At 64.9% G+C, this 26684-nt stretch carries 17 protein-coding genes; 3 read left to right on the top strand and 14 right to left on the bottom strand.

Annotation, left to right across the window (positions count from 1 at the left end; genetic code table 11):
- Positions 1 to 11: 11 nt before the first annotated feature.
- Both ABE459_RS15240 and ABE459_RS15245 read right to left on the bottom strand, forming a co-directional pair.
- Positions 12 to 221: a hypothetical protein gene (locus tag ABE459_RS15240; protein WP_323831926.1), complete on the bottom strand. Its 210-nt coding sequence runs from the start codon at positions 219 to 221 to the stop codon at positions 12 to 14.
- Positions 218 to 688 (bottom strand): hypothetical protein, encoded by a 471-nt coding sequence (locus ABE459_RS15245; RefSeq protein WP_125464825.1) that lies wholly within the window; start codon positions 686 to 688, stop codon positions 218 to 220. The genes ABE459_RS15240 and ABE459_RS15245 overlap by 4 nt, the downstream gene beginning before the upstream one ends.
- 214 nt (positions 689 to 902) lie before the next feature.
- Here ABE459_RS15245 and ABE459_RS15250 point away from each other — a divergent pair, with 214 nt between their 5' ends.
- The gene (locus tag ABE459_RS15250) at positions 903 to 1199 is read left to right on the top strand and encodes a hypothetical protein (RefSeq protein WP_125464826.1); all 297 of its coding nucleotides are present in this window, start codon (positions 903 to 905) and stop codon (positions 1197 to 1199) included.
- A gap of 5 nt (positions 1200 to 1204) precedes the next feature.
- On the opposite strand, the gene ABE459_RS15255 is transcribed toward ABE459_RS15250, so the two are convergent.
- From ABE459_RS15255 to ABE459_RS15265, 3 genes are all read right to left on the bottom strand, one after another.
- The gene (locus ABE459_RS15255; protein ID WP_125464827.1) at positions 1205 to 1399 is read right to left on the bottom strand and encodes a hypothetical protein; all 195 of its coding nucleotides are present in this window, start codon (positions 1397 to 1399) and stop codon (positions 1205 to 1207) included.
- Positions 1400 to 1514: 115 nt separating this feature from the next.
- Complete coding sequence (locus ABE459_RS15260) at positions 1515 to 3077, bottom strand: methyl-accepting chemotaxis protein (RefSeq protein WP_323831923.1); 1563 nt, start codon at positions 3075 to 3077, stop codon at positions 1515 to 1517.
- Between the two features lie 163 nt (positions 3078 to 3240).
- Positions 3241 to 3645 carry a TraR/DksA C4-type zinc finger protein gene (locus ABE459_RS15265; RefSeq protein ID WP_125464829.1) on the bottom strand — a complete coding sequence of 135 codons (405 nt, stop codon included), beginning with the start codon at positions 3643 to 3645 and terminating at the stop codon, positions 3241 to 3243.
- Between the two features lie 355 nt (positions 3646 to 4000).
- Between ABE459_RS15265 and ABE459_RS15270 the strand changes: the two genes are divergently transcribed.
- Entirely contained in the window at positions 4001 to 8536 is a 4536-nt protein-coding gene (locus tag ABE459_RS15270) for a hypothetical protein (RefSeq protein ID WP_346648055.1), read from the top strand.
- Between the two features lie 36 nt (positions 8537 to 8572).
- On the opposite strand, the gene ABE459_RS15275 is transcribed toward ABE459_RS15270, so the two are convergent.
- From ABE459_RS15275 to ABE459_RS15315, 9 genes are all read right to left on the bottom strand, one after another.
- Positions 8573 to 9346, bottom strand: a complete 774-nt coding sequence (locus ABE459_RS15275; RefSeq protein ID WP_125464832.1) for an enoyl-CoA hydratase — start codon at positions 9344 to 9346, stop codon at positions 8573 to 8575.
- Between the two features lie 13 nt (positions 9347 to 9359).
- Complete coding sequence (locus tag ABE459_RS15280) at positions 9360 to 10487, bottom strand: acyl-CoA dehydrogenase (RefSeq protein WP_125464833.1); 1128 nt, start codon at positions 10485 to 10487, stop codon at positions 9360 to 9362.
- An 8-nt stretch (positions 10488 to 10495) separates the two neighbouring features.
- Positions 10496 to 11689, bottom strand: coding sequence for an acetyl-CoA C-acyltransferase (locus ABE459_RS15285; RefSeq protein WP_323831919.1), 1194 nt, complete (start codon positions 11687 to 11689; stop codon positions 10496 to 10498).
- Between the two features lie 12 nt (positions 11690 to 11701).
- Positions 11702 to 12469, bottom strand: a complete 768-nt coding sequence (locus tag ABE459_RS15290; protein WP_323831917.1) for an SDR family NAD(P)-dependent oxidoreductase — start codon at positions 12467 to 12469, stop codon at positions 11702 to 11704.
- Between the two features lie 12 nt (positions 12470 to 12481).
- Positions 12482 to 14128, bottom strand: coding sequence for an AMP-binding protein (locus ABE459_RS15295; RefSeq protein WP_323831915.1), 1647 nt, complete (start codon positions 14126 to 14128; stop codon positions 12482 to 12484).
- Between the two features lie 153 nt (positions 14129 to 14281).
- The gene (locus ABE459_RS15300; protein WP_346648056.1) at positions 14282 to 18832 is read right to left on the bottom strand and encodes an NEL-type E3 ubiquitin ligase domain-containing protein; all 4551 of its coding nucleotides are present in this window, start codon (positions 18830 to 18832) and stop codon (positions 14282 to 14284) included.
- 91 nt (positions 18833 to 18923) lie between these two features.
- On the bottom strand, positions 18924 to 23447 hold the full coding sequence (locus ABE459_RS15305; protein WP_323831911.1) for an NEL-type E3 ubiquitin ligase domain-containing protein: 4524 nt from the start codon (positions 23445 to 23447) through the stop codon (positions 18924 to 18926).
- Between the two features lie 90 nt (positions 23448 to 23537).
- A complete protein-coding gene (locus ABE459_RS15310) occupies positions 23538 to 24548 on the bottom strand; it encodes an AraC family transcriptional regulator (protein WP_125464839.1) in 1011 nt (336 codons plus the stop codon).
- 41 nt (positions 24549 to 24589) lie between these two features.
- Positions 24590 to 25453, bottom strand: coding sequence for a LysR substrate-binding domain-containing protein (locus ABE459_RS15315; protein ID WP_125464840.1), 864 nt, complete (start codon positions 25451 to 25453; stop codon positions 24590 to 24592).
- A 114-nt stretch (positions 25454 to 25567) separates the two neighbouring features.
- Between ABE459_RS15315 and ABE459_RS15320 the strand changes: the two genes are divergently transcribed.
- Positions 25568 to 26674 (top strand): 2-aminoethylphosphonate--pyruvate transaminase, encoded by a 1107-nt coding sequence (locus ABE459_RS15320; protein ID WP_125464841.1) that lies wholly within the window; start codon positions 25568 to 25570, stop codon positions 26672 to 26674.
- Positions 26675 to 26684 lie beyond the last annotated feature (10 nt).

Genomic DNA, 26684 nt, shown 5'->3' on the forward strand with positions numbered 1-26684 from the left:
CTATCGCGGGCTCAGCCGCCCGCCAGGCGCTGCAGCTCACGCCGCACCATCGCCGCATAAGGCGGTGGGCTGAGCTGGTAGAGCTCGCTGGCTACCCAGGCCAGCCAGGCGCCCTGCAGCGCTTCACGGCGCGCCAGCAACTGCTCGGCCTGGGCAATGGCCTGGGCCTGGTGACGGCGGTGGAAGTCGGCACGCGAGCCCGGCGCCGCCGGGTCACTCATTCGCTGGCCTTGAAGGTGGTCAGCTCGCCCTTGCGCCATTTGGCAACCTTGCCGGTCACTGCCTTGAGCAGCTTGCCCAGGCCTTCCTGTACCTGTTGTTCTGCGGCAAACACCAACATCACGCCCTGCCCCTCGCGAAACACGATGCCCTCGCCCTCGGGCACACGGACAAAGGCATAGTCGCCTTGCCCGTAGACATTCAACTTGATCTCGCGAAAGCGCAGTTCCAGCTTTCCGCCTTCACGGCTGGGCAGCACCGCCGCGCGGAAGTGGTCGCCCACTTTCAGCTCCAGGCGCTGTTTGTCGTCGACCACCATGGCACCCTCGGGGTCGATCTCGGCCATGTACAGGCCTTCGGGGTTTTGCTCGGTAACGTAGATGAACCGCCCGTTGAACAACTTGACCAGCTTGGCGCGCAAATCGCCCAGGGCAAACAACGCATGGGTATCCAGAGTACTGACTGCCAATGAAGAGCTCCTCACATCAATTACTACAGGCCATCACCCGGCCGCGGTATCGCGCCAGGTGCCAGCCTTTTCAAGTCAACGTCCACAGGACTTCGCAATCACGCCGCGGAGTATCCCCGCGAGATAAGCCGAGCGATAACGGGGAAATGCTTCACTCAACTATCGTTCGGGCGCGCGGGGTAGGCTTCGGCGTGATTCCATAAAAGGAACCGTAATGTCCGACATCAAAACTGCCAGAAAAGATGCGACAGCCAGCAACAGGTCCCTCAAAGAACAGGCCTGGCCTTCGGTCGCGCATTACAGGAGAACGAATATGCCCGAAAACACTGAAATCCGTCGAGAGGCGCAACACATTTCCTTCAAGTTCGCCCCTCCAAGCCAAGCGCGCTTCATCGTCGTACCTGCCGGTGTCGCGTTCTTTCATATCACCGAACGCACCACAGGCAGGGTCAGGGGCTTTCGCCAACGCCACCAGGACGCCTGCGAGCTAGCCCGCCAGCTGGAAGCTTGACGCCCTCAGGCCACCTCGCCCCGCGCCAACTGCGCCAACCAGGCGGCCTGGCACTCCAGCGCTTCGCCACGGCTGGCAAAGGCGGTGCCACGCCGTTCGCCATTGACCAGCACCACCCAGCACGCCCGCTTGCCCAACGCCTGCAAAGAGGCAGGAACACCCGTGCCAATCATCACTGCCACATCGACTTGGCTATTCATCATTCCCTCCGGAATTTAATTAGCAACCTAACGATATGGCTATGATACGTGCTGCACGCTTCAGGAAAAAGCCCAGGCAGGTAGAGCTGTATTGCACCTGAGGCAACAAATCGCCTCAATCAAGCCCGGGTTCGGGGCGGTAGCCCAGGCGCAGGCCACCCCAGTGGCGCCCCTTGACGTAGATCGGCACCGACAGGTCATGCATCAGCTCACCGGTATCGCGGGTGTAGGTCTGCAGCAATACCCGCTGCTGATGGCTGCCGCAACGGATGCCGGTGCGGTCGTCGAAGGTACGCTTGCTGCGGTTATGCGCCGTATCCTGTACCTGGTCGCCGGTCAGTGGCTGATTGAAGGCGTTGTTGTGGGTTGGCACATAGCCCTGCTGGGTACAGGCGATGGCGTAGACCAAACCCTCATGTTGCAGCAGTGGCTCCTGGATCTGCGGCAACACCGTGTCGGTGTAATGGTCGAAGCGCGTGGTGAAACGTGGCGGCTGCATGCCGGCAATCGGCCGGTACTGGCGGTCGAACAGATCCTCCAGCGCCACCCGCCCCTGCTCGATATCGGCCTCGAAACGTTCGGCAATACGCCGTGCCCCACCCTGCGCCAGCTCGAACACCCGCTGGTGATAGGCGTCCAGCCCGACCTCGGCCAGCCGCTCGCTGAGGTGCTCGACCTGCCCTTCCATCTGCACCGCGGCCTGGGCCAGGCGCCTTGTTTGCTGCTCGCTCACCGCCAGGTCGCTGCGCACCTGCGCCACCGCCTGGAACAGGGTATCAAGCTGAGTACGATTGGTCTGGGTGCCCGCGGCGATTGCGCCGACCTGCCCTTCAACGCTGGCGGCCAGGCAGGCGATCTGCGCCAGTTGCCCGCCGGTCTGCTCCACCTGCGCCACGCCGCTGCCCAGGTCATCGGCCAACGCGCGGATCTGCGTGACCACCTGGGCGGTACGTTCCTGGATATCGGCCACCATCTGACCCACTTCCTGGGTAGCGGTGGCGGTACGCCCGGCCAAGCCGCGCACTTCGTCGGCGACCACGGCAAAACCGCGGCCGTGCTCACCCGCCCGCGCCGCCTCGATGGCGGCGTTGAGCGCCAACAGGTTGGTCTGGCTGGCAATGGCCTGGATCACCAGGGTCACCCGGGCAATGTCCTCGCTGCGCAGGTGCAGCGCCTCGATCAGCTCACGGCTGGCGGTGGCACGCTGGCTCAGGTCGTGCATGCACTGGATCGACTCGGCCAACACCGCACTGCCGGCGACACTGCTGCCATGGGCCGAGCGTGCGGCTTCCAGGGCCTGATGACTGAGCTGGGCACTGGCCTGTTCAGTGGCGATCATGATCTCGGCACTGCCGACGATCTCCTCGGCGGCGCCCAACTGCGACTGCACCCGCGCAGCCAGTTGCTGCACCGCGTAAGCCACCGCCGCGGCCGACAGCGCATTGTGGCTGGTGCCCCGGGCCAGTTGCGCAATCAGGTCATCGTCCTGCGCAGCTGTCTCCACCGGCATCGTTACCGGTGCGCGCCGCAGATGAGGTAGCCACAGCACCAGCAGGGCCGACGGCAGAGCCAGGTACAGCGCCAGCCCGGCATAAGCCTGGGCCGCCAGCAGCGCGCACAGCATGCCACCCTGTAGCAAGGCGATGGCAACAGCCAGCCGAGTTCCTTCTCGCATCATCTTCGTGGTCCGTCCGCGTGTCGTTATTGTGACGTCATTAAACGCCACCATAACGCCACTATCCATAGTCCCTTGGATGTATGACGATCACGCTTGATGCAAGGCAAGAAAACACAAAGGCCCCAGGGATCGCTCCGTGGGGCCTCGCGCAGTGCGCCGAGTATCAGATCTGCCGCTGGTGGCGGTCGAGCTGCTCGTGACGCTCCTGGGCTTCGATGCAGTACTTGGTGGTCGGGCTGATCAGCAGGCGCTTGAGGCCAATTGGCTCGCCGCTGTCGTCGCACCAGCCGAAGCTGTCGTCACCGATACGGTCCAGGGCCATCTCCAGCTGCGGCAGCAGGCGCTGATCGCGGTCGATGGCGTTGACCAGCCAAGTGCGCTCTTCCTCGACCGAGGCCACGTCGGCTGGATCCGACGGGGTATCCAGGCCTTCGATGGCAATGCGGTTGAGTTCGATGCGCTCATGCGTCTCGACTTTCATCGCTTGCAGCAGCTTGGTAAAGAACACCAGTTGGTCGGCATTCATGTAGTCATCGGCCGACATGGCCAGCAACTGTTCCTTGGTCATCGATTTCTCTATGAAAAAATGTGCATTTGGGCGATTCGAGTGCCACCGATGATGGCTCATCGGCAGCGAAATTCTTCAAGCGCCAACCGGCACTCTTTTACAGGGGGCGGAAGTCTAAGGTGCCAAGCGGCAAGGGGCAACAGAAATGACGGCAGATTTGACCGAAATACCGAGGAATCCGCCCATTGGTGCCGCGTTAGCCCTCGCCGGCGCGCTTGCCAAGCGCCAGCGGGCAATATGCCGCAACACATCTCCCCAGTGCCAGCCCCTCCTGCAGGCACAGGTGGCAGTTAGCTAACACCGACGATTGCGCTCAGTACCGTTTGATGACGCCTTTCATCAACGGAGCTTGACCATGGACCTGCATCAACGCCTCATCGCCCTCAGTGACCTGGACTGCGCAGTCGCCCGGCGCTTCCAGGATCGTCCCGTACTGACCGAGGTGGCGGGCCGACTGCTGGCCGAGCAGTGGCGGCAACGCCGCCTTGGCGACTCGCACGATCCGCTGAGCCTCTACCTGATCAGTCGCCCTCCGCCCGGTGCCCGCGCCTGGATACGCCCGCTCTCGACACTGTTGATCGAGCGTTTCTGTCGCCGCGTCACCCTCAACCTCACCGAGGGCGAGGACTTCATCAGCACCCACGCCGAAGACAACCCGGACTGGGCCGTGGCGATCGACCTGCACGCGGTCGAGTTGCTGATCAACGACTGCGGCCCGTTCATGCTCGATCGTTATCGGGAAGAACTGCTGGCTTACTGGAGCCGATTCGACATCACCGGCCAGACCCCTTGGCAGTGGTACACCGAACATCTTCGCCAACAGTTCATCAATGCACTGGACGCAGGCAAGCGGGCCAGTCGCCTGCGACCACAGGTGATCGACCTCGCCAACCGCCTGCTGGTGATACCCGAAACTGCAGTTACGCCCACCGCTTCGCCCTCAGTCAGCCTGCTGTCCAGCGACCTGTCCGCCAGCGGCAAGATCGACCGCGACCTGGGCAGCGCCTTGCTGATAGAGCACAGCAGCGATACTGCAGGCACGTCAGTCACGCTGCTGTTTACCCTGGTCGGCAAGCTGCTGGTGTTTCCATCCCGTCAGGTGATGATCAATATCCTCGAGCGCCTGTGGCCGGTCACGCCCACCCCGGCGCCCCATGTCCTGCGCATTCTGCCGCTGACCGAGGAACCATTCGCGGCACAGGCCCTGGGCTTGCTTCGCCAGCAACTCGACGTGGTGCAAGCTGTCGCGAACAACTATCACACCCAGGGTCTGGCGCTGGCCCTGGGTCGGAACACGGACCATCCGACATCGATGGTGGAACTGTGCAACCGTGCCGAGCGCACACAGCGCCAGCGCCTGACCGAACAACTTCCCGACTGGCTGCGGCACGCCCCCTACACCGCCCAGGCACTCTATGCCCGCAACCTGGTGGACGTGGCACAGAGCTACGAAGATGCCAATGGCCAGTTCTGGCTCGACGGCATCGTCAGCGCAGAGGCGTTCGCCAATCAGCAACTGCGTGCCCGGCTGGCCGTCGACCATCCCGGCGAAAGCCTGGCGCCGGAAGAAGTGCTGGTTCTGAATTACCAGATCACCACCTCCAGCACCGCCATCGGGGACACGGCGTTCACCAGTGGCGAGATCCACACCGTCACATTCAGCCTCGCCGAGCTGGCCATCGGCAACCTCGTACTGCTCAAGCCCGGCAAGGTGGCGCTGGCCTCGTCCACTGGCCAGCCGCTGCCCGCATGGTTGAACGAAGGCTATGTGAAGACCCTGGTCAGCGAACTGGACATCGGCGCCTCCTACCCACGCCTGCTACGCACAAAGCTGCTCGATGACCCAGAACAGAGGCACGCACGCGAACGGCTGCTTGATGCCCAACTGCGCAGTCAGCTGCCCGCGCAGGCCATGGAGTTGCACCTGCGCGGCGAGGGGATCAGCGAAGCCAGTGCGCTGCGCATCGCGCAGATCTTCACCCGTACCCCTGATGATCGGACGCACTGGGTGATGCGTCCATTGGGGCTGCTCCGGCGAGCGGACGCCGAACCCGATCACCCGCTCAACACCTGGCTGATCGAAGCGGCCAACCCCACGAGTGGCGTCTGCCTGCTGTACCGCCCGCAGCACGAGCAACCCTTGCTGGAGTATGACGACCGCCTGGCCCTGCTGGTCGCCATCGGCACGCCCGGAGCGCTGCAGGACGATCTGCTGCAGCGCCTGCCTGCGCCGGACCGCAAGGTCTACGCCCACGGCGGATTCCAGGAACCCCACCTGTTCCACCCGCTGGACGACAGCTTCGCCGTCCCCTTCGGCACCCCCGCCCCTGTGACGCTCAGCACCGAGCCCGCTGTCGATGACATCGGCAAGGCCATCTACCAGGCCAGCATCGAGGAAACCATCCAGCACTTCCAGGCACACGCTGTGACCACCCACGAAGCCACCTGGAAGAGCCGGATAACGTTCGGCTGGCTGCTGTTCAACAGCGTGCTGCCGTTCGCCGGACGCCTGGCTGGCAGGCTTGCCTGGCTGGCCCAGATTGAGACCGCCCTGGCTCAGGTCATCGATACCGACGACAGTCTCTCGCCAACCGAACACCGCATCGCCTGGGTCAACTTGTTGCTCAACCTTGCCCTGTTGCTGCTGTCGGGTTCGCCGGCACAGCTGCAACTGGAGGAAGGCGCGGAGGACCACCTTGCGCCCCCACCGTTGCCATCCCCCCTGCCCCCTGCCCTCCCGCAGGTAGAAACCACGGTGCCTGACAGCGAGCTCGACTTCAGTTGGGCGCAGCCGGCCGGCAAGCTCAGCAAGGCGCAACGACAGGCACTCAATGCCCTGTCTTCCCGTACGCTGCCGCAAAGCCTTGGCGAGCCTATTCCCCACGGCGCCCTGGCCGGACTGCACCTGCATGACAACAACCTCTACGTGCTGCTCGAAGGCAAGGCCTATAGCGTGCTGCTGGACGAACCCAGCGGCCAGCCCAGGATCGTCGGCGATTCGCCGGAGCAGCTCCCCGGCCCCTGGCTGCGACGTGACGAAGCAAACCGATGGGGCATCGACCTGCGCCTGCGGGGCGGCATGCCCATGACCTCGCGCATTGCCCGGCTGCGCGAGGCGAACAGACAGGCATTGGTCGAACTCGACCGCACCCTTGCGCAAGATCTCGAGCAAGGGCTGGAACAGTTGCGGCGCATGCGCATAGACGCGTCGAGCTTCAACGACGACATGCCCGAGGATGACCTGCGCAAGCACCTGCACACCTGCCAGGCCGCCTCGCTGCACTGGAAGGCCTATCTGGAGCGCCTCAACCAGCGCAACGCGCTGGAGGTCCGCGACGGCTTCAAGCTGGAGCGTGCCAACGCACTCACCCAGCGCGCTTTCAGCGAGCAGATGATCTACGCCACACTGCATCAGTTGTATACGCCCAAGCGCACGCAGCTCATGCGTTTCATCAGTGAGAACGAAACCCGCATGAGCCCTGCGGACCTGGTCATCTACAGCCGACGCCTGGCCGAAATCTCGCCCCTGCTCGACGAGCTGGTGATCAATGCCGATGCCATGCACGACATTCATGCCCAGTTGAAGAAACTGACCAATCGTGGCCAGGACCGCATCCAGGCAATGTTCGACAGCCTCGAGCGCGGATGGCCCAGCGCCGAGCGCCCGATCACCTGCCGCTACATACGCCTGGAAAACCACTTCAACCGGCTGTTCGCCTTCCACCCGCTCAAAGCCAGCGAGCCCAGGAACGGCGGTTTCTGGCTCAAGCTGGCCAACGACAACATCAGCCTGGTCATTGCCCAGCGCCGACAACTGGCGGCCCTGGCCAAGCCAAGCGACGAACTGGCCACGCGCCTGCTAAAAAGCGCCAAAGAGTGGCTTGCCCAGGCAGACCGACAACTGGGCAACTTCAAGACACTGTCCACGGACACGGCGTCGACGGCCTTGCTGGCCCCTATCGAACAGGACCTGGCGTACATCCAGGCGACAGTCAGCAGCGAACTGGCCGAGTACCCGGACTACCCACCCACCACGACACTCTCGCGCTTGCGCGAGCAGACACCCGGGCTGATCGAGACCGAGGAACACGGGGTGCTGCTGGGCGTCCCGCGTGCAGGCGATGAGACGACCGTCGACATCGAGGCGCCGGGGCCGGAGGGCCGCACACGTACCTACCGCCAAGACCACGGCAACTGGGTCGAAGTCCCGCCAGCCCCGGTTGCACGAGCGAGAGCCAATGACAGCCTGAAGCGCCTGCTCAAGGGTAGCCAGGCACTCATGGACAACGCCCGTGCAACCCTCCATCACCTGCAGGGCAGCCCCAGTGAGCGCTACCTGCCCGTGGAGATCCACGATGAACTCATGCTGCATGGGCAACGGTTGACGGAACGTGCCGATGCCATCGAACGAAGGCTGACTGCCGACAACGCCAGTGACGAGGCCAGCGGCGGCCAGGATGCAGCGCGGGTCGGCAAAGCGCTGAGTGACCTGGCCATGATCCTGGAGAGCCAGGCCAAGGCCTTGCGCATCCAGGCTGCCCTGAGCCAGAAGCCGCGCATGGGTGAGCTGCAGAACCTCATCGACAATCATGAAGTGACCGTGCATGCCCTGGGGGCTCGCACGCGGCTGGCAAAGGTCAAGGGGCGGCCCGCCGACTACCTGGACGAATACGTCATTCGCCATCAGGGCCGCGACCTGTGGTACGCGCACTTCCACTACCCCGCGCAGGACACAGCCAAACCCCAGTTCCTCGCCGGTCACCTGAAAACAGCCGACCAACGCCATCTCAAGGGCCAGACTGCCGTGGACGTCGCCACGGGTCGGCCGGTCGAGGTCTACCGCTCGCCCATCACCCTGGCCGCGGCGACTCGATTCTTCTTCAGCCTCTGATGCGACGGGCGCCGGCCGCGGCGCCCGTTCCCGTGCTCAGCGATCCTTGAACTGTGCCTCGCGCTTGGCGATGAACGCCGCCATGCCTTCCTTCTGGTCCTCGGTGGCGAACGCCGCATGGAACACCCGGCGCTCGAAACGCACGCCCTCGCTCAGGGTCACTTCGAAGGCGCGGTTGACGCTCTCCTTGACCATCATGCTCACCGGGATCGACTTGCTGGCAATGGTCGCGGCCACCTTCAGCGCCTCCTCCAGCAACTCGGCCTGCGGCACGACGCGCGCCACCAGGCCAGCCCGTTCGGCTTCCTCGGCCCCCATCAGGCGGCCGGTCAGGCACAGTTCCATGGCCTTGGCCTTGCCCACCGCGCGGGTCAGGCGCTGGGTGCCGCCCATGCCCGGCAGCACGCCGAGGTTGATTTCCGGCTGGCCGAACTTGGCGTTGTCGGCGGCCAGGATGAAATCACACATCATCGCCAGTTCGCAGCCACCGCCCAGGGCGAAGCCGGACACCGCGGCGATGATTGGCTTGCGCCGGTTGGCGACGCGGTCGGCGTCGCTGAACAGGTCTTCGACGTAGATCTGCGGGTACTTCAGGTCGGCCATTTCCTTGATGTCGGCGCCAGCGGCGAAGGCCTTGGCGGAGCCTGTGAGCACCACGCAGCCGATGTTCGGGTCACGCTCGAGCTGATCCAGGGCCTGGTTGATCTCGCCGACGATCTGCGCGTTCAGGGCGTTGAGCGCCTGCGGGCGGTTGAGGGTGATCAGGCCGACCTTGCCGTGGATGTCCAACAGGATGGTTTCGAATGCCATGCAGACTGCTCCTTCAAAGATTGCGCGCAATGACCATGCGCTGAATGTCGCTGGTGCCTTCGTAGATCTGGCAGACCCGCACATCGCGGTAGATGCGCTCCAGCGGGAAGTCGCTCAGATAGCCATAACCACCGAGCGTCTGCAAGGCATCCGAACAGACCTTTTCGGCCATTTCCGAGGCGAAAAGCTTGGCCATCGAAGCTTCCACCAGCGCCGGTCGCCCGGCATCGCGCAGGGCAGCGGCATGCAGCACCATCTGCCGGGCCACGGCAATCCTGGTTGCCATGTCGGCCAGGCGGAAGGCCACGGCCTGGTGCTCGATCAGCGCCTTGCCGAAGCTCTGGCGCTCGTTGGCGTAGTCGCGGGCCACCTCGAAGGCGGCGCGGGCCATGCCCACCGCCTGCGAGGCGATGCCGATGCGCCCGCCTTCGAGATTGGCCAGGGCAATCTTGTAGCCCTGCCCTTCTTCGCCCAGGCGGTTGGCCACCGGCACCCGCACATTGTCGAAGACGATCTGGCAGGTGTCGGAGGCGTGCTGGCCGAGTTTGTCCTCGACCCGTGCCACCTGGTAGCCGGGGGCGTCGGTCGGCACGATGAAAGCGCTGATGCCACGCTTGCCGGCGTCCGGATCGGTGACGGCAAAGACGATCACCACCCCGGCGTTCTGCCCAGAGGTGATGAACTGCTTGCTGCCGTTGAGCACGTAATGGTCACCGTCCAGGCGCGCGCGAGTCTTCAGGCTGCTGGCGTCGGAGCCGGCCTGGGGTTCGGTCAGGGCAAACGCGCCAAGCATCGCACCCGTGGCCAGCGGCGTGAGGAACTGCTGCTTTTGCGCCTCGCTGCCGAACTTGAGGATCGGCACGCAGCCCACCGAGTTGTGCACGCTCATGATGGTCGAGCAGGCACCGTCACCCGCGGCGATTTCTTCCAGGGCCATGGCGTAGGCCACATAGCCCGTATCGCTCCCACCGTACTGCTCCGGCACCAGCATGCCGAACAGGCCAAGTTCGGCCATTTCCTCGATGGCCTCTTTGGGGAAGCGGTGCTCCTTGTCCCATTGCTCGGCGAACGGCTTCAAGCGCTCCTGGGCAAAAGCCCGCACGGCGTCGGCGATCTGTTGTTGCTCGTCAGTTACCAGCATGGCTCACCTCAGTACAGGCATTCGACGGCCATGGCCGTGGCCTCGCCACCGCCAATGCAGATGGCCGCCACGCCACGGCGCAGGTTGTTCTGGCGCAACGCCGACAGCAGGGTCACCAGGATGCGTGCGCCCGAGGCGCCGATCGGGTGGCCCAGGGCGCAGGCGCCGCCATGGATGTTGACCTTGTCGTGGGGCAGGTCGAGGTGCTTCATGGCCGCCAGGGTGACCACGGCGAAGGCCTCGTTGATCTCGAACAGGTCGACCTCTGCCAGGTCCCAGCCGGTGCGTTTCATCAGCTTGTCGATGGCGCCGATGGGGGCGGTGGGGAACAGCGCCGGGGTGTCGGCGAAAGCCGCGTGACCGTGGATCACCGCCAGCGGCTTGAGGCCGCGCTTCTGGGCCTCGGAGCGACGCATCAGCACCAGTGCCGCGGCGCCGTCGGAGATCGAGCTTGAGTTGGCCGCGGTCACGGTGCCGCCTTCGCGGAAGGCCGGCTTGAGCTGCGGGATCTTGTCCAGGCGCGCTTTCGGCGGCTGTTCGTCATCCTTGATAACGCGTTTTTCCCTGCCTTCGGTGACTTCCACCGGAACAATCTCGGCAGCGAAGCGGCCGTTCTTGATAGCGTCCTGCGCCCGGGTCAGCGAGGCGATGGCGAAGTTGTCCTGGGCCTCACGGCTGAATGCGCCGTTCTGCGCGCAGTCCTCGGCGAAGGTGCCCATCAGCCGGCCCCTGTCGTAGGCGTCTTCCAGGCCGTCCATGAACATATGGTCGATGATCTTGCCGTGGCCCATGCGGTAGCCGCCACGGGCCTTGTCCAGCAGGTACGGCGCATTGGTCATGCTCTCCATGCCACCGGCGACGATCACCTCGGCGCTACCGGCCAGCAGTTGGTCATGGGCCAGGATCGCCGCCTGCATGCCCGAGCCGCACATCTTGTTCAGGGTGGTGCAGGTGGTGTGCTTGTCCAGGCCGGCGCCCAGGGCGGCCTGGCGTGCCGGGGCCTGGCCCTGCCCCGCGGGCAGCACGCAGCCGAACAACACCTCCTGGACACTGGCGGCATCGATGCCGGCGCGCTCCACGGCGGCGCGAATCGCCGCGCTGCCCAGTTGTGGCGCGGTCAGGCTCTTGAGGTCGCCCTGCAGGCCGCCCATGGGCGTGCGCACGGCGCTGACGATAACGATCGGATCATTGGCGAGGGTCATGTTCATTGCTCCTTATTTGGCAGCCATGCGCAGCGCGCCGTCGAGGCGGATCACCTCGCCGTTGAGCATGCTGTTCTCGATGATGTGGCGGGCGAGCGCGGCGTATTCCTGCGGGCGGCCCAGGCGCGGCGGGAATGGCACCCCGGCAGCCAGGGACGCGCGCACTTCCTCGGTCATGCCGGCCATCATCGGGGTCTCGAAGATGCCCGGGGCGATGGTCATCACGCGGATGCCGAAGCGCGCCAGTTCGCGGGCGGCCGGCAGGGTCAGGCTGGCGATCGCGCCCTTGGACGCGGCATAGGCGGCCTGGCCGATCTGGCCGTCGTAGGCGGCAATGGAGGCGGTGTTGATGATCACCCCACGCTCACCGCCTTCGTCACCCTGGCCCTCGGCCATGGCCGCGGCAGCCAGGCGCAGCAGGTTGAAGCTGCCGATCAGGTTGACGTTGATGACCTTGGCGAAGCTGCCCAGGGCGTGCGGGCCGTTCTTGCCCAACACTTTCTCGGCACCGACGATGCCCGCGCAGTTGACCAGCCCGTGCAGGCTACCGAAGGCGCTGACGGCGGCATCGACCGCTGCCTTGGCGGCCTGCTCGTCGCTGATGTCGGCCACCGCGAAGCGGGCGTTGTCACCCAGCTCACGGGCCTTGGCCTCGACGGCGGCGGCGTTCAGGTCGACCAGCATGACCTTGGCGCCAGCTTCGATGAGCATTTGCGCGGTGGCGGCGCCCAGGCCCGAGGCCGCGCCGCTGACGATGAAGTGCTTGTTCTGGATATGCATGTCGGGTTTCCTTCAGGCGCCCGCAGCGATCGGCTGCGCAGCTTGTTGTTTGGCGATTTCCTGGTTGCGCAGGATGAAGCGTTGCAGCTTGCCGCTCGGGGTCTTTGGCAGCTCGGCGACGAAGTCGATTTCACGCGGATAGGCGTGGGCGTACAGACGCTGGCGCACGTGCTGGCGCAGGGTTTCCTCAAGTTCGGGGCTGCCCGCGTACCCCTTGGCCAGCACCACGAACGCCTTGATCAGCTCGGTACGCTCCGGGTCGGGCTTGCCGATCACCGCAGCCTCGATCACCGCCGGGTGCTCGATCAGCGCGCTCTCCACGTCGAACGGGCCGACACGGTAGCCGGAGGTGGTGATCACATCGTCGCTACGGCCGACGAAACTGATGCTGCCGTCCTGGTTGAGCTCGACGGTGTCACCGGACAGGTAGTAGCGGCCGACGAACGCCTTGGTCGGCAGGCCGCGATAGCCGCCGAACCAGCACAGCGGCGAGCGTTCGCGGTCTACGGCAAGAATGCCTGGCTGTCCGGCCGGCAGCTCGAAGCCCTGTTCGTCCACCACCACGATGCGGTGACCGGGAATGGCGAAACCGGCCGAGCCCAGGTGCACCGGATGCGCCAGGCCGTGGTGGTTGCACAGCACCATGCCCAGTTCGGTCTGGCCGTAGTGATCGTGAATGGTCACCCCCAGTTCGTCGGCGAACCAGCGGATCACCTCGGGATTGAGCGGCTCGCCCGCGCTGCTGACCACCCGCAGGCGGCCCTTGATCGGTGCCGAGAACTGCTCCCCGGCGGCGATCAGCAGACGGTAGGCGGTGGGTGAGCCGGCCAGGTTGGTGATGCCCAGCTTGTCGATGATCCGCGCACAGCTGTCGACACTGAACGGGCCGTCGTAGAAGGTGGTGGCATGGCCCAGGGACAACGGGCCGGTGACGGCGTAGTAGAGACCGTAGGCCCAGCCCGGATCGGCCAGGTTCCAGAACCGGTCGTCCGCACGCAAGTCGATGGCATCGCGCATGTAGCCCTGGAAGGCGACGATGGCGCGCAGCGGTACTTCCAGCGGCTTGGCCGGGCCGGTGGTGCCGGAGGTGAACATCAGCAGGAAGGCATCGTCACCGGTACGCATCACTGGCTCGCAGTGGCTGTCCGCCGCGTCGAGGGCCTGGTGGAAGTCCAGCTCGCCGGCGCGCGCACCGACCGTGATGAGCACCGGGCAGTCCGCGACGTCATCGAGCTTGGCGCGGTTGTTGCGGTCAGTGACCACCAGCCGGGCCTGGGACTGTTCGAGGCGGTGCTCGATGGCTTTTGGGCCGAAGGCGGTGAACAGCGGCTGATAGACCGCGCCCACTCGCCAGGTGGCAAGGATGGTCACCAGCAATTCAGGCGTGCGCGGCATGAGCCCGGCCACCCGATCACCGGCCCCGACACCTTGGGCCTTGAGCACATTGGCGAAGCGTGCCGCCAAACCCTGCAACTGCTCGAATGTGTAGCGCCCGCTGTTGCCGTCACGATCCTCCCAGATCAGGGCGGCACGGTCGTCCCCGACATGCCGGTCACAGCACTCGACGCAGGCATTCAGAGCGTCAAGGGTGCCGTGCAAGGCCGCTTCCACGGCCTGGACATGATCGAAGGAACGGGCGGCCTCGGCGTAATCGCGCATCGTCGGACTCCTGGATTGTTATTGTTGGAGTGCTTCATCGGTCCGACGATGTTCGCGCCGCTGTCAGGCGGCAGCAATGGCCAAAGACGTCAATCTGGATGACCGGTTTGGCCGCTGCGCAAGGCTGAACAGCCAGAGGCGATCAAACCGTCCTCAGCGCTCGCCGGGCGCCACCCTGGCCAAGGCCTCCCGGGTCAAGCGCACGTACCAGGCCTGCTCGGCCTCCAGCAGCGCCTGACGCAAGGCGTCAGCCTGCGCAAGGTATCCACCTTCATTGATTTCACCCGCTATGCGCCGCTCATCCAGCCGCTCCAGGTCGGCGAAGAAAGGCTCCTGGACCTCATCCAGGCTGGTCGCATGCTGCTGTTTCAGGTACGCCTGCCAGAAATCGCGCTGACTGATGAAGCGTGCCAGTACTTCACCATTCGCCTCGGCGGCACGTACGCTGCGCTCGGCATCCGCGAGTTGCTCGTCGCCGACATGAGCCATGGATCTGAACTGCATGGTCCTGGGTTGGCGCGGCAATGACAGGCGCTCGGCAAGACCGATCCGATAGGCCAGGTCCACTTCGACCTCATCGACACTTTCGTCCGGGTACTGCCTGCGCAAGGCACGCTCCACCCGTGGCAGGTCAGCGCGGGCGTAGGCCTGGACCTGTTCCAGGCGGAACAGCCGCCGCGCCATTTCCAGGCGCCGGCCCTCGGCCTGCCCGGCGTCTGCGCGACGCAACATCTGCGCCACCTGGACACGCACCTCCAGGGCGCTGAAGCAGCCGATCACACTGTCAGCGCAGGTACGTCCCGAACCGGCCCAGTTGAACAGTTCCTCGCGCAACGCGCTCTGCTCCGACGCGGCCTCGATCATGTCCCACAAGCGGTTGCCCAGGTCTTCGCGGGCTTCACGATAGTCACTGGTGCCGGTGAGCTCGGCGAACAACTGCAACAGCGCTTCACTCTCGGGCTCGGCGGCCAGCAAATCCCATTGCTGCTCGCGCCGCTCACGCAGCACCCCATCCTCACTACCCACCCAGATCTGCCGGGCCTGTTCCACGGTGACCTCCTGCGTGGTGCCAGCGGCCCCCTCGTTGACCGGTTCAAGCATGGCGCTGCCTGGATGCATCAGCCGAGCATGGGCGCTGGCGGGCAAGGGGTTGCCAGCCAGCAGCAAGGCCCGCCGGAAGCTGTACGGTGTCTGGAAAACGATCGGTTGCAACGTGGCGATCTGGTTGTCTCGCAGATCCGCCAGTTCCAGATAGCCGGCCCACAACAAGTCCGCAGGCAAGCGCTGCAGCCGGCAGTTTCGCGCATGCAACTCTCGCAGGCGGCGCAGTTCATCCAGCGGCAGGTCGACAGGCCCCAGCGGATTGTCGCTCACATCCAGCAGCCGCAACTGCCCAAGGGACTGGATCACCGCCGAAGACTGCTCGTCCAGACGAATACGATTGTTGTTCAGCCGAAGCTCATGCAGGCGGGTCATCAAGCCCAGTCCGTTTGGCAATCGGCTCAGGCGGTTGTTGCTGAGGTTGCACGAGCGGGTATTGGGAAAGCACTGCAAGAAGCGTGTCGGCAGCGACTGAAGCTCCAGGTGGACCAGAACCAGTTCGGTAACATGGGGGAAACTCACGCCCGCAGGTATGTCGGGCAAGCTATGGGCGGGCACCCCGACCAGGCTCAGGCGCATGCCGAAACCGGTGCCCCGGACGTCGACCAATCGCTCTGCGCACATCTGCCACGCGCGGCTGATCTGCTGGGCGACTCGCTGGCGCGCCGTTCGATGTTCGGCCTGTTCGCTCATCCACGCCTGCAGGTGCTCATCCAGATCGCGATACTGCTGCTCCTGGCGCAGCAGACGACTGAATGCCGCCGGATGCGATTGCCGGTAATCCGCCATCCATACTTCAAGTTCGGCCTCTTCGATGCCCGGGTACAGCGCGCGTACCCGTGCGCGGAAAGTGCTTTCCATTGCCTGCCTGGGGTCACCCCGCCCACTGAGCGGATAGCCCACGCGCCCATCAGGCATGCGCCTGCCAGGATTGAACCAGGGTCGGGCGGGTGAAATGCCGGCGGATAGCGCAATGTCTCGACGCGAGGAAGGCAACGATTGTTGCAACGTCTGGCGAACCTTGGCCGGGGCGTCATCCCCGGTCCAGCCCAGGCGTTGCCGATCGCTCGGCGCCAGCATGGCCAGCAGCACCTGCTCCCAGCCGCTGGGCTCGTCGACCTCGACTTCCGAGGCACGGCCGTCGTTGTACAACCGGTAGCGCCCTTCATTGCGCACCAGGGTGGTCAGCAGCCCTGGCCGTCCTTCAGGGAAGATGAGCCCCAGACGGCGCCCGCTGTCGCTGCCCTGGCGTACTTCCAGATTGATGCTTTGCGGCCATGCAGCCTGGCGCGAAAGCAGCGAAAGCACCAGGGCGCAGGTTTCGTCGCAGTGGCTGTCCTGCAGATAGAACCCTTCCAGCGCACGGGTCAGCTTCGCTTCACGCAGCAGCTCACGGGCCTTTTCCGCCAGTGCCAGCGGCACTCGCCGCGCCTCGGTCATGCGCTGGCGCTGAGCCGTAGTGGCTTCGCGCAGCACGGCGGCGGCATAGGCGTCGGGCAAACCTGGAAAGTCACGCTGGACCAGGCCCAGCAACGCGTCTGGGTGTACGTAGTGGACCGCAAAGTGCTCCAGTAGCCTGCCACGCAAGGCTCGGGCGTGCAGCAGTATCGCATCACGCTGCTCGACCTCCTGCAGCCCCACGATCTCGGGCTGGTGCAAGCACCACGCGAAGTACTCGCGGGGTCCGGACGACTCCTTGCCCCTGCCCAGTGCGGTGAAAAAGGCGTCGATGGCCTCACTCACCTCGAACCGTTCAAGGGTGTCGCGCAAGGTGACGGGCAACGGGCGGTTTTCCACCAGCAATCCACGCAGACCGTCCTCGTCGATACCGGCGACTTTGAGGATCTGCGCGACCCGCTCTGGCGAACGGGCCTGCGCCCCTGGCCACAGCACCCCCAGCATGCGCCTGCTGCCGCTCCACGCCTGAGGCTCATCATGAGCAAGACGCCAGGCGCGTTCACCGTTGCTGACCAGCTCGGGGCCATAGGCGGCATCATTGCCGGGGTGACGCAGGGACCAGTTGGCACCGGGGCGGGCCTGGTGAACTTCGTAGTAGTCATCCGCATCTCGCCACCAGTGGCGTTGCCCATCGCCGTACAGGCCACGCTCGGTGAGTGTGGCGCTGCCTGGCAGGCCCGCAGTGCGATAGGGCTGCAGATCGTCCGACCATAACCGTTCCTTGCCCGGCATCACCGTGACCGGCTTCAGGCCGTCGACGAAGGCGCTGCCGACGAAGCGTCGCGCCGCAACGGCGCCGCCTGCCACCAGGGTGTTGCCGACCACCGTCTGCGCCACATTGAGAAGGTGCTCCAAGGCTTCGTGATCCCGCCCCTTGCTCCAGTCGGCAACCCCTTCGTATACCTGCGTCAGCGTTTCCTGAAGCATCTTCGCCAGTAACAGCTCCCCCACTCCCGGCACGAAGAATGCTGCCAGATTGAGCAGCGTCAGGCCCACCTCTTCCAGCTCTTCGCGTCGGCGCCTGGACGCCGCGGCATCGACCTGCCGAGTGGGCACCACCAGCAAGCACGCATCCTGCAGGATCCGCTCGACCTGTCGCTGGGCCAGGGCAGCGAAGACGTCGAGGCGGCTCACCTTGCCGCGAGGTTGCATGTCTGGGGAACTGTCCTGCACTCGGGTGCGTAGCGTCGTGATGAATCGCGCTCGCTGGCCAAGCGCCACGCGCTGCAACAGATACCCCTGGAATGCCGGGTCCTTGACCAGAGTACCCAGGCCGGCATTCATGTGCGCCCAGGAGTCGTACCTTTTCAGCACAGCCTGCGGGGCGCCAGGCAGATAACACACCACCCCCTTGACCTCAGTGCCCGCCAGGTCATCGCTGAGGACGAACAGCAATGCCCCATCGACCGGGCAATCCAGCAGGTCCAGTGTCTGCACGCTGATGAACGCGCTGTCCGGATGGGTGATCAATTGCCCGTCACAGGCCTTGAGCAACAGGCTCAATACGTCTTCGTCTATTTCCTGCTTCATCGCTGCAATCTGAGCCGCGACACCCAGCCCCAGACGCCCGTCGTCGGCTATCTGCCGCCGTAGTTCGGCATCGAGCCGGGCCTGCAGATGTTCCTGGTAGCGCTGGCCGACATCCAGCGAACGGCACTGCTCCACCAGTTTGTCCAGCGCCACCGGCAACGGCAGGTCCGGGCCCTCCCCCTGCAGCGCGGCACCTTGCGCAAGCCCGGTGCCTGGGAAAAACGCCTGGCCTTGCTCGACGTTCTGCAGCAATCGCTGCAACGCCGGCTCTCGCAGCGTAACCCGGCTTATGGTGCCGCCTGGCATGGATAACTCGGGAAGGAAGGGTGAAGTACCACGCTTGAAGCCCTGGAAGGCCTCCTCCCAACGCAGTATCTCCAAGGGCTGCGCGATACCCAGCCCGCGCGACAGCATCCGTTCGAACAGTGGCCGGGCGAAATCGATCGGCGACTCGATCTGGCGCCAGGCCTCGGCAAGCCGGTCCTGGGTCGCTCGGTGTGCCTGGAAGCGCGCCCGCAGGGCTTGCAACTGATCGACACTGGCGGATCTGAGCCATGCAGGCAGTTGCTGCGCAATGAACGCGTCTGTAGCGGAAGGTAGGGGCGTGCCGGACATGGTTGTCGCTTCCTGAGGGATGAAAGCGACAACCCTGCCCGCTGTACGTGCGGCGGATCAGCGGGAAATACGCCCGGTCGGGCATTGCACGCTAGGTGAGCGAGCCATTGGCCTCACGCTCGAGTGCCTCCTCGGTCAGCCGCAGCGCCAAGGTCTGTTCTGCCGAAGTACGCCCACCGACCAGCGCATCCCAGCGTTCTCTGTATTCCTGGCTGTCCAATGCCGAAGCTTCATCGTCAAGCTCGCTGCCATACCGCGAGAACGTCTCTGCCAATGCCGAAAAAGCAGCGCCATGGCGCTTTTCCAGGTAGGAGCGCCAGAAATCACGCCCACTGATGCTTTGCGCCAGCGCCGGGGACGCCTCTGCCGCCTTCACTTCAGCCAACGCCTTGGCCTTCCTCGTCGCATCGATATGCGAAAGACTCTCGAAGCGCAAGTTGCGCGGCTGGTTCGGCAAGTTCAACTCGCTGGCCAGCGAGGTGCGATAGCCGAGGATAACCTGCAGAGCATCGACGCCTGCCGACTGCGGATCGTCAGCGCGTAGCGCCGCGTCCTGCTGACGAACGTCCTCAGCGGCGATCTCGTCCAGCTTTTCCAATCGGAACAATTGCCTCCCCAGCACTAGCAGCCCGTCACCACCAACGCCCTGGGCACCCAGGACGTTGGCCTTGTACACCAGTTCGTGGATCATCAAGCGGCTGAAGCGCTCCACATGGCTGTCATGACAGCCGCGCACCTCATCGGCGTGCAGGAAGATCTCCTCACGCAGTTGCGCATCCTGATCCATGCTCTCAAGCAACGGCCAGAGTTGCTCGGACATGTAACCCGGCGCTCGCACGAAATCCGGGGTCGCCGTCAGGTTGCGCAGCAACTCGAACAGGCCAGCACTGCCGGGCAGTGCTTCCAGCCGTGTCCACAACTGCATACGGGCCTGGTCATTGCGCCTGTCCTTGTCCAGCGCCAGCCAGCGCTGCATGACCGCCCCTGGCTCGGGGGTCTTTTCCTCGTTATCCACCTGGTCCAGCAGAAATCCGTGCTGCAGATCCACCTGATACAGACGCTCCATCGCTTGGTAGTCCAGCGGATTGCCCAGAAGGTTCAGGCGTCGCCGGAACGACCATGGCTGAGCGGCCAGTGCGTCCGACACACTGCGGATGCGGTTGTTGCTCAGGTCAGCTGTGCGCAGCAGCGCGCAGTGCTCGATACCGTCAGGCACTTCGAGCAACTCGCACCCTCTGGCCCGAAGTGTCGTCAACTCAGGCAGACGGTCGAAACGCAACGGCAACCGGCGAATCGGATTGAAGCTCAGATCCAGAACCTGCAAGTTGTCCAGCTCGGCCAGCACCTGCTGGTCACTGTCGGTCATGCGTATCTGGTTCGACAGCAGCAGCAGGCTGCGCAGGCCTGTGAACCGGGCAAGCGAAGGCGGTATTGCGCCGATCCGATTGCTGTTGAGGTTCAGCACGCTCAGGGAGTCGAAGACATGCAGGAAGTTGCCATTCACCGCCGTCAGCCCCATGCGCACCATCGTCAACTCGGTGACATGGCCCAGATCGATATCCGCCGGCAACTCCGGCAGACTGCCGATACGCCAGCCGCTGATGTCCAGACGCATGCCGTCAGCCCGCCTTTGCGCGCCACGCGCAACTTCTCCCTCGAAACGCCAGATGGCGCGCAAGCGATTGGCGAACTGCGCACGCACTCGACGAAGCTGCGGTTCCGTATCGGTGTGGGTCCAGCGCCGTAGTGCTTCGTCAAGGTCGTTGTAGTTGCGCTCCTGCCGGGCGATCGCTTCGAACGGCCGCTCATTGTCACGCTGCAATCCCTGAACATAACCTTCCACTTCGTCGGCATCAAAAGCGGGGTACAGCATGCGCACTCGCTGTCGCAACCGCTCGGTGGACGGACGTGAGGAGCGCCCGCCGAGCTCGTAACCGACACGCCCATCGGCCAGGCGCCGGCCCGGGTTGAACCATGGCGTGGACACGCGCCAACCCAGGCGCGCCAGCACATTGCTGCGTGTCGCCGGCAACTGCTCGATCAGCGCATTGCGCAACTGCTCGGCAAGGTCGCTGGCGTCGAATTTCAGGGCCCTGCGGTCCGACTCTTTGAGCAAGGCCGCAAGCGCCTCGAACAGGCCGCCGGGCTCTGCCACATCCTCCTCCCGTGGACGGCCTGCACTGTCGTAGAGCCAGAAACGGCCGTTACGGGTGAACAGCACAATGCGTTCGGCACTCGGCCCTTGCGGATCGAGAATCGCCAGCGTGGCACCGTTCTCGGAACCTTCATGCAACTCCAGGTTGAGGCGTTCGGGCCAGCCGGGCAGGCGTCCGAGCAATGCGATGACCAGTTCGGCCGTCGCACTGGAACAAGCACTGCGCAGGTACAGGCCCTCCACGGCGCGGTTGGCGCGCGACAGCTCGAGCAAGGCCCGGGCCCGCTTGCCCAACGCGAAGGGCAGGCGCGCTTCGGCCAGTGCCTGTGCCTCCACTTCAGGATCGACCTCACGTGCGACCTCCTCGACATACGCCTGCGGCAACCCGGGGAAATCGCGCCGCACAAGGGCCGCCAAGCCCTGCGAAGGCGCAGCCTGGGTGGACAGATGCTCAAGCAGTGCCCCCTGCAACTCGGCCTGCCGTCCGGCAAGCTCCCTGGCAATGGCGGCATCGTCCAGGCCTTGCATGTCGTCACGGCTCTTGCACCATGCCAGAACCTGCTCATCTTCCAGGCTCGAGTCAGGCAAGCGCAGGGCAACGAAGAGTTTCGCCAGCCTGGCGTCGGCCTCGAAACGCCGAAGGGTGTCACGCAGGTTGACCGGCGTGGGACGGTTTTCCACCCACACCCCCCGCAGCTCATCCTTGTCCATGCCCGCTGTCCTCAGGATGCGATCGGCCTGCACGGCATCGAACGGAGGTTCATGGGGCCAGAGCCGGTTGAGCATGTCGGTGCTGTCATCCCACTCCAGCGGTCGCTCCTGGCGCAAGCGCCAGCCCCGCTCGCCATTGTGTTCCAGAGGCGGCTCGTAGGCGCCCTCTGCATCGGGATGGCGCAATCGCCAGGCCTGGGTCGGCCCAGGCCGATACACTTCGTAGTAGCGTGTTCCGATGCGCAGCCAGCGCTTCTGCCCGTCCGCGTACAGACCGTCCTGCCCAAGCGTCGCCGGGCCCGGGTCTGACTCGTAGACACTCAAGTCGTCGTTCCACAAGCGTTCGCCCCCCGCCGAGAGCGGTACCGGCTCCAGCGCGTCGACAAACGCGCTGCCCTGGAAACTGCGCGCCACTGCGCTGGCGCCGGCCACCATCGCCCCGGTGACGAGCACGGTTTGCGCCACATGCAGCATGTGCTCCCTGGCCTCATGCTGATGGCCTTCGGACCAGTCCTCGATACCGGTATAAACCTCACCGAGCAGGTCGACGACCAGCTTGCCGAACAGCACCAGACCGACAACCGGCACCGCCAGGCCGACCAGGCCGAGTGCCGTCCAGCCGACTGACTTCCAACGCTCCAGCCGTTGCTCGGCGGCCTTGTGGTCGACGGCCTCGTTCGAAACCAGCAGTACCCGCGCATCCGCCTCGTAACGTTCGACCTGGGACTGCGCCAGTGCCACGAAGATATCGCCAACCGTCACTGCCCCTTGTACCTCGAGATCAGGAACATCGTCCTGCAGGCGCGTGGTGAGGGTAGTGAAGAATTCCGCGCGTCGGTCGAGGCCGACCAGCGGGTAGAACTGTTGGCGCACATCGGCCCGACTCAGTTCAATGGCCAGGAATGCTTGCAGCTGCAACTGCGAATCGAAGCGTCGCAGGGGACATTGCCGGTCAGTGGGCAGGTACAGGACCACGCCACTGTCCTCTCCCACCTCGTTGCGCAGCTGGATCTTCAGGCCGTTGGCGATCTTGCAGCCGAGCAACTGCAACTCACCGGCGTAGGCAACCAGCGACGCCGAAGAGTCATGCGCTGCCGAAGACAGCAGGCTGCCCAGGGCAGCCCGCTCCTCGGCGCTGATCCAGCCCTGCATGAGCCCCAGCTCGCAACTCAGGGCGAAGCCCGTGCGGTGGTGCGCCGCAAGCAACGCGCGGGCTTCGCGGGTAAAAGCCTGATGCAAAAGCTGCTGGTAGCGTTTCCCCACCTCGAGCGCCCTGACCCGCGTGACCAGCGTGTCCAGGTCCTCGAACAGCAGCGTTTCACCTGCACTGGCGGTCAGCCCGCTGCCCTTGTAGAACGAAGCACCGGCGGCGAACCCTTGCATCAGCCGCAGCAATGCCGGATAGCGCAAGTAGTGGATCTGGTCCTCAGGCAGACCGCCACCCAAGGGCACTCGAAACCGGCGCCTTACCTCCAGCCAGTCAAGCTTGGCGAGCGCGGGGCCAGCGGGCAGCAGTTCGCTGATCAAGGGTTCGAATGCCTGCTCGGCGAAGCGTTGCGGCGACATCAGCGACCGCTCGAGTGCCGCCAGTGCCTTGCCACTGTCGGCATGCGCCTTGAGTCGCGAGGACAGCGTGCGGACCTGCTCGGCCGAGCCTGTGCGCAGCCAGGCCGGCAACTTCGCCGCGATGAAGCCATCGGTCAACTGCTCGGGAGTCAAGGGAGTGGGGGTTGGAGTTGTAACTGCCATGGGTTGGACGACCTGCATGATTAAGGGACGTCCACCCTCTACAGCCTCAACGCTCGATCACAGCGGGAAACGCCGTCACCTGTTCGAGCGCTACCCCTGCATGACCAATTGCCGGTAGTGCCCCGGATTGCAGCCGAACCACTTGCGAAACGCCTTGTAGAACGAGCTGCTGTCGGCAAAGCCCAGGCGTTCGGCGATATCGCCCATGGCGGGCTCGACCTCGCCCAGCCAGGTCACGGCCAATTCACGTCGCACGCTGTCCTTCAGGCCTTGGTAACTTTGCCCTTCGTCCGCCAGGCGACGTCTGAAGGTCGACGGCGACAGGCATAAACGCCGGGCCAGGCTTTCGGCATCGGGCCATTGTGCTGGCGCCAGTTGCAGCAAGTCGTGGCGAATGCGCCGGGCCAGGCTGGCCGGGTCGCGGTATTTGACCAGGATGTTGCCCGGCGCCTCGGCGAGGAAACGCTGCAGCTCCTCCGGCGTGCGCTTGAGCGGCAGATCGAGGCAGTCGGCGGCGATGATCATGCGCGTGCGCGGGCGCTCGAATTGCAGATTTTCGGAGAACATCACCCGGTAGTCGTCACAGAACGGCGGTTCGGCGCAGCGCAGATCGATGGCCAGGATCGGGATGCGCCGGCCCGCCAGCCAGCAGGCCACGCCGTGCACGATCATCCAGAAGGTGAAATAGGTGAAGGCCCGGCGCGGCTCATCGCGCGGTTCGTTGATGACGATCTCGGCCAGGCTTTGCTGACGCACCAGGCCCGGCTGCAGGTCTTCGAGCATCAGCCCGAGGAAGTCCAGGGCAGTGCGCAGGCCGTCGGCCAGGGTCGGTTGCATCATTGCCGCGCGGCACAGGAACGCCAGGCTGCCGCTGCGCAGGCCGCGCGGGTCCATGGCGAAGAACTCGTCGTTGCAGCGCCGCGCCAGCAGACGCCAGAGCCGGGCATAAGCGTCGGCGCTCACCCGTGCCTGGGGCAGGTCGAGGTGCTGCGCATCGATCCCGGCGCCGGCCAGCAACGCCGCGTCCGGCTCGCCCGCCGGACAGCTCTGCAACAGCGCTTCGCGCACCAGTTGCATGGAGATGGTGTCTTTCTCGCTCATCGACGATCCATTGTGCTCTGTGGCCGCCATCTTAAGGCTTGTCAGACGCTCGCAGCCAGACCAAGGAACGCCTGGATCAGGCGCAGTTCGCGGCGTCGCTCCAGGCAGCCGATCATGTGTTGGTTGACCAGCCCCGCGCCGCTCAAGGGGCGCGCCACCACCCTTGGGTCATGGGCGACCTCGGTGGACGACACCACGCCGATCCCCAACTCGGCCGCCACTGCCTCGGTGACCGCCTCACGGCTGTCCAGCTCCAGCAGCACCCGTGGCAGTACACGGCCCTCGGCACAGGCCTTGTCGAACGTGCGCCGGGTGGTTGAGCTTGGCTCGCGCAATACCATGATCTGCTTGTCCAGCTCGGACAGCGGCAGGTCGCCGTCAGCCTTGGCCCAGGCATGCCCCGCCGGCAACAGCGCGCACAGGCGCGACTCGCACAGGCTCTGCAGGTGCAGGCCCTTGCGCGGTTCGATCTCGGTCAGCACCGCGACATCGGCATGTTCGGACAACAATGCGGCCAGCGTCTCCTGGGCATTGCCCAGGCGCAGGTTGACGGTGATGCCGGGGTAGCGCTCGCGCAGCAGCGCCAGCATCGGCATTACCCGATGCGGCCCGTCGGCCGCCACCTCAAGGCGCCCGGTCAGCAACTGGCGGTTTGCCTCGAGCATCGCCTGGGCTTCCTCGGCAAGGCCGAACATGGCCCGGGTGATGGCCGCCAGCCGAGTGCCCTCCTCGGTCAGTTCGACCCGCCGCGCGGTGCGCCGCAGCAAGGTGATCTGGTAGTGCTCCTCCAGCGCCTTGACGTGCCCGGTGACTGCCGGCTGGCTGATGAACAGGCGCTCGGCGGCGCGGGTGAAGCTGCCCTCACGGGCCACGGCATCGAAGGCGCGGAGCTGGAACAGGTTCATATCTATCGGCCTGACTTATGGCTGGCATAACGACAAACAATTTGAATGATGGACCAGCGAATTGCAACCTAGCCCCCATAAGTTTCCAGCCCACCGCATGTGAGGAACCACGGAATGAGCAACGCCCCGATCCTGCTGACCCCCGGCCCCCTGACCACCTCGATCCGCACCCGCCAAGCCATGCTGGTGGACTGGGGCTCCTGGGACCGTGACTTCAACCAGCTGACCGCCAGCGTATGCGAGCAGCTGCTGGCGATCATCGACGGTGCCGCCAGCCACCACTGCGTGCCCCTGCAAGGCAGCGGCACCTTCGCCGTGGAAGCGGCCATCGGCACCCTGGTGCCGCGTGACGGCAAGGTGCTGGTGCTGATCAACGGCGCTTATGGCCAGCGCCTGGCGAAGATCTGCAAGGTACTGGGCCGCCAATACAGCACCTTCGAAACCGCCGAAGACCAGCCGACCACCGCCGCAGACGTCGACCGCCTGCTCGCCGCCGACCCAAGCGTTACCCATGTGGCCCTGATCCACTGCGAGACCAGCACCGGCATCCTCAACCCGCTGGCCGAGATCGCCCAAGTGATCAAGCGCCACGGCAAACGCCTGATCATCGACGCCATGAGCTCGTTCGGCGCACTGCCCATCGACGCCCGCGAAATTCCGTTCGAGGCGCTGATCGCAGCGTCTGGCAAATGCCTTGAGGGCGTACCGGGGATGGGCTTCGTGTTCGCCGAGAAAACCGCCCTGGCCGCCGCCGAAGGCAATGCCCACTCGCTGGCCATGGACCTGCACGACCAACACGCCTACATGGCCAAGACCGGCCAATGGCGCTTCACCCCGCCGACCCACGTGGTCGCCGCGCTGCACGAAGCACTGCAGCAGTACGCCGAGGAAGGCGGCCTGCCGGCACGGCACCAGCGCTATGCCGACAACTGCAAGACCCTGCTCGACGGCATGGCGAAGATCGGCTTGCAAAGCTTCCTCCCCGCCGAGATCCAGGCGCCGATCATCGTCACTTTCCACGCCCCCAGCGATGCTCGATACCAGTTCAAGGACTTCTACGAGCGGGTCAAGGCCAAGGGTTTCATCCTCTACCCGGGCAAGCTGACCCAGGTTGAAACCTTCCGCGTCGGCTGCATCGGCGTGGTCGGCCCTGACGGCATGCAGGCCGCCGTCAACGCCGTGGCCGAGGTGCTGCGGGAAATGGAAGTACTGGACATCTGACCCTCTGCCT

The sequence above is a fragment of the Pseudomonas sp. TWI923 genome (assembly GCF_039673365.1).
In the GTDB taxonomy this organism is placed as follows: domain Bacteria; phylum Pseudomonadota; class Gammaproteobacteria; order Pseudomonadales; family Pseudomonadaceae; genus Aquipseudomonas; species Aquipseudomonas sichuanensis.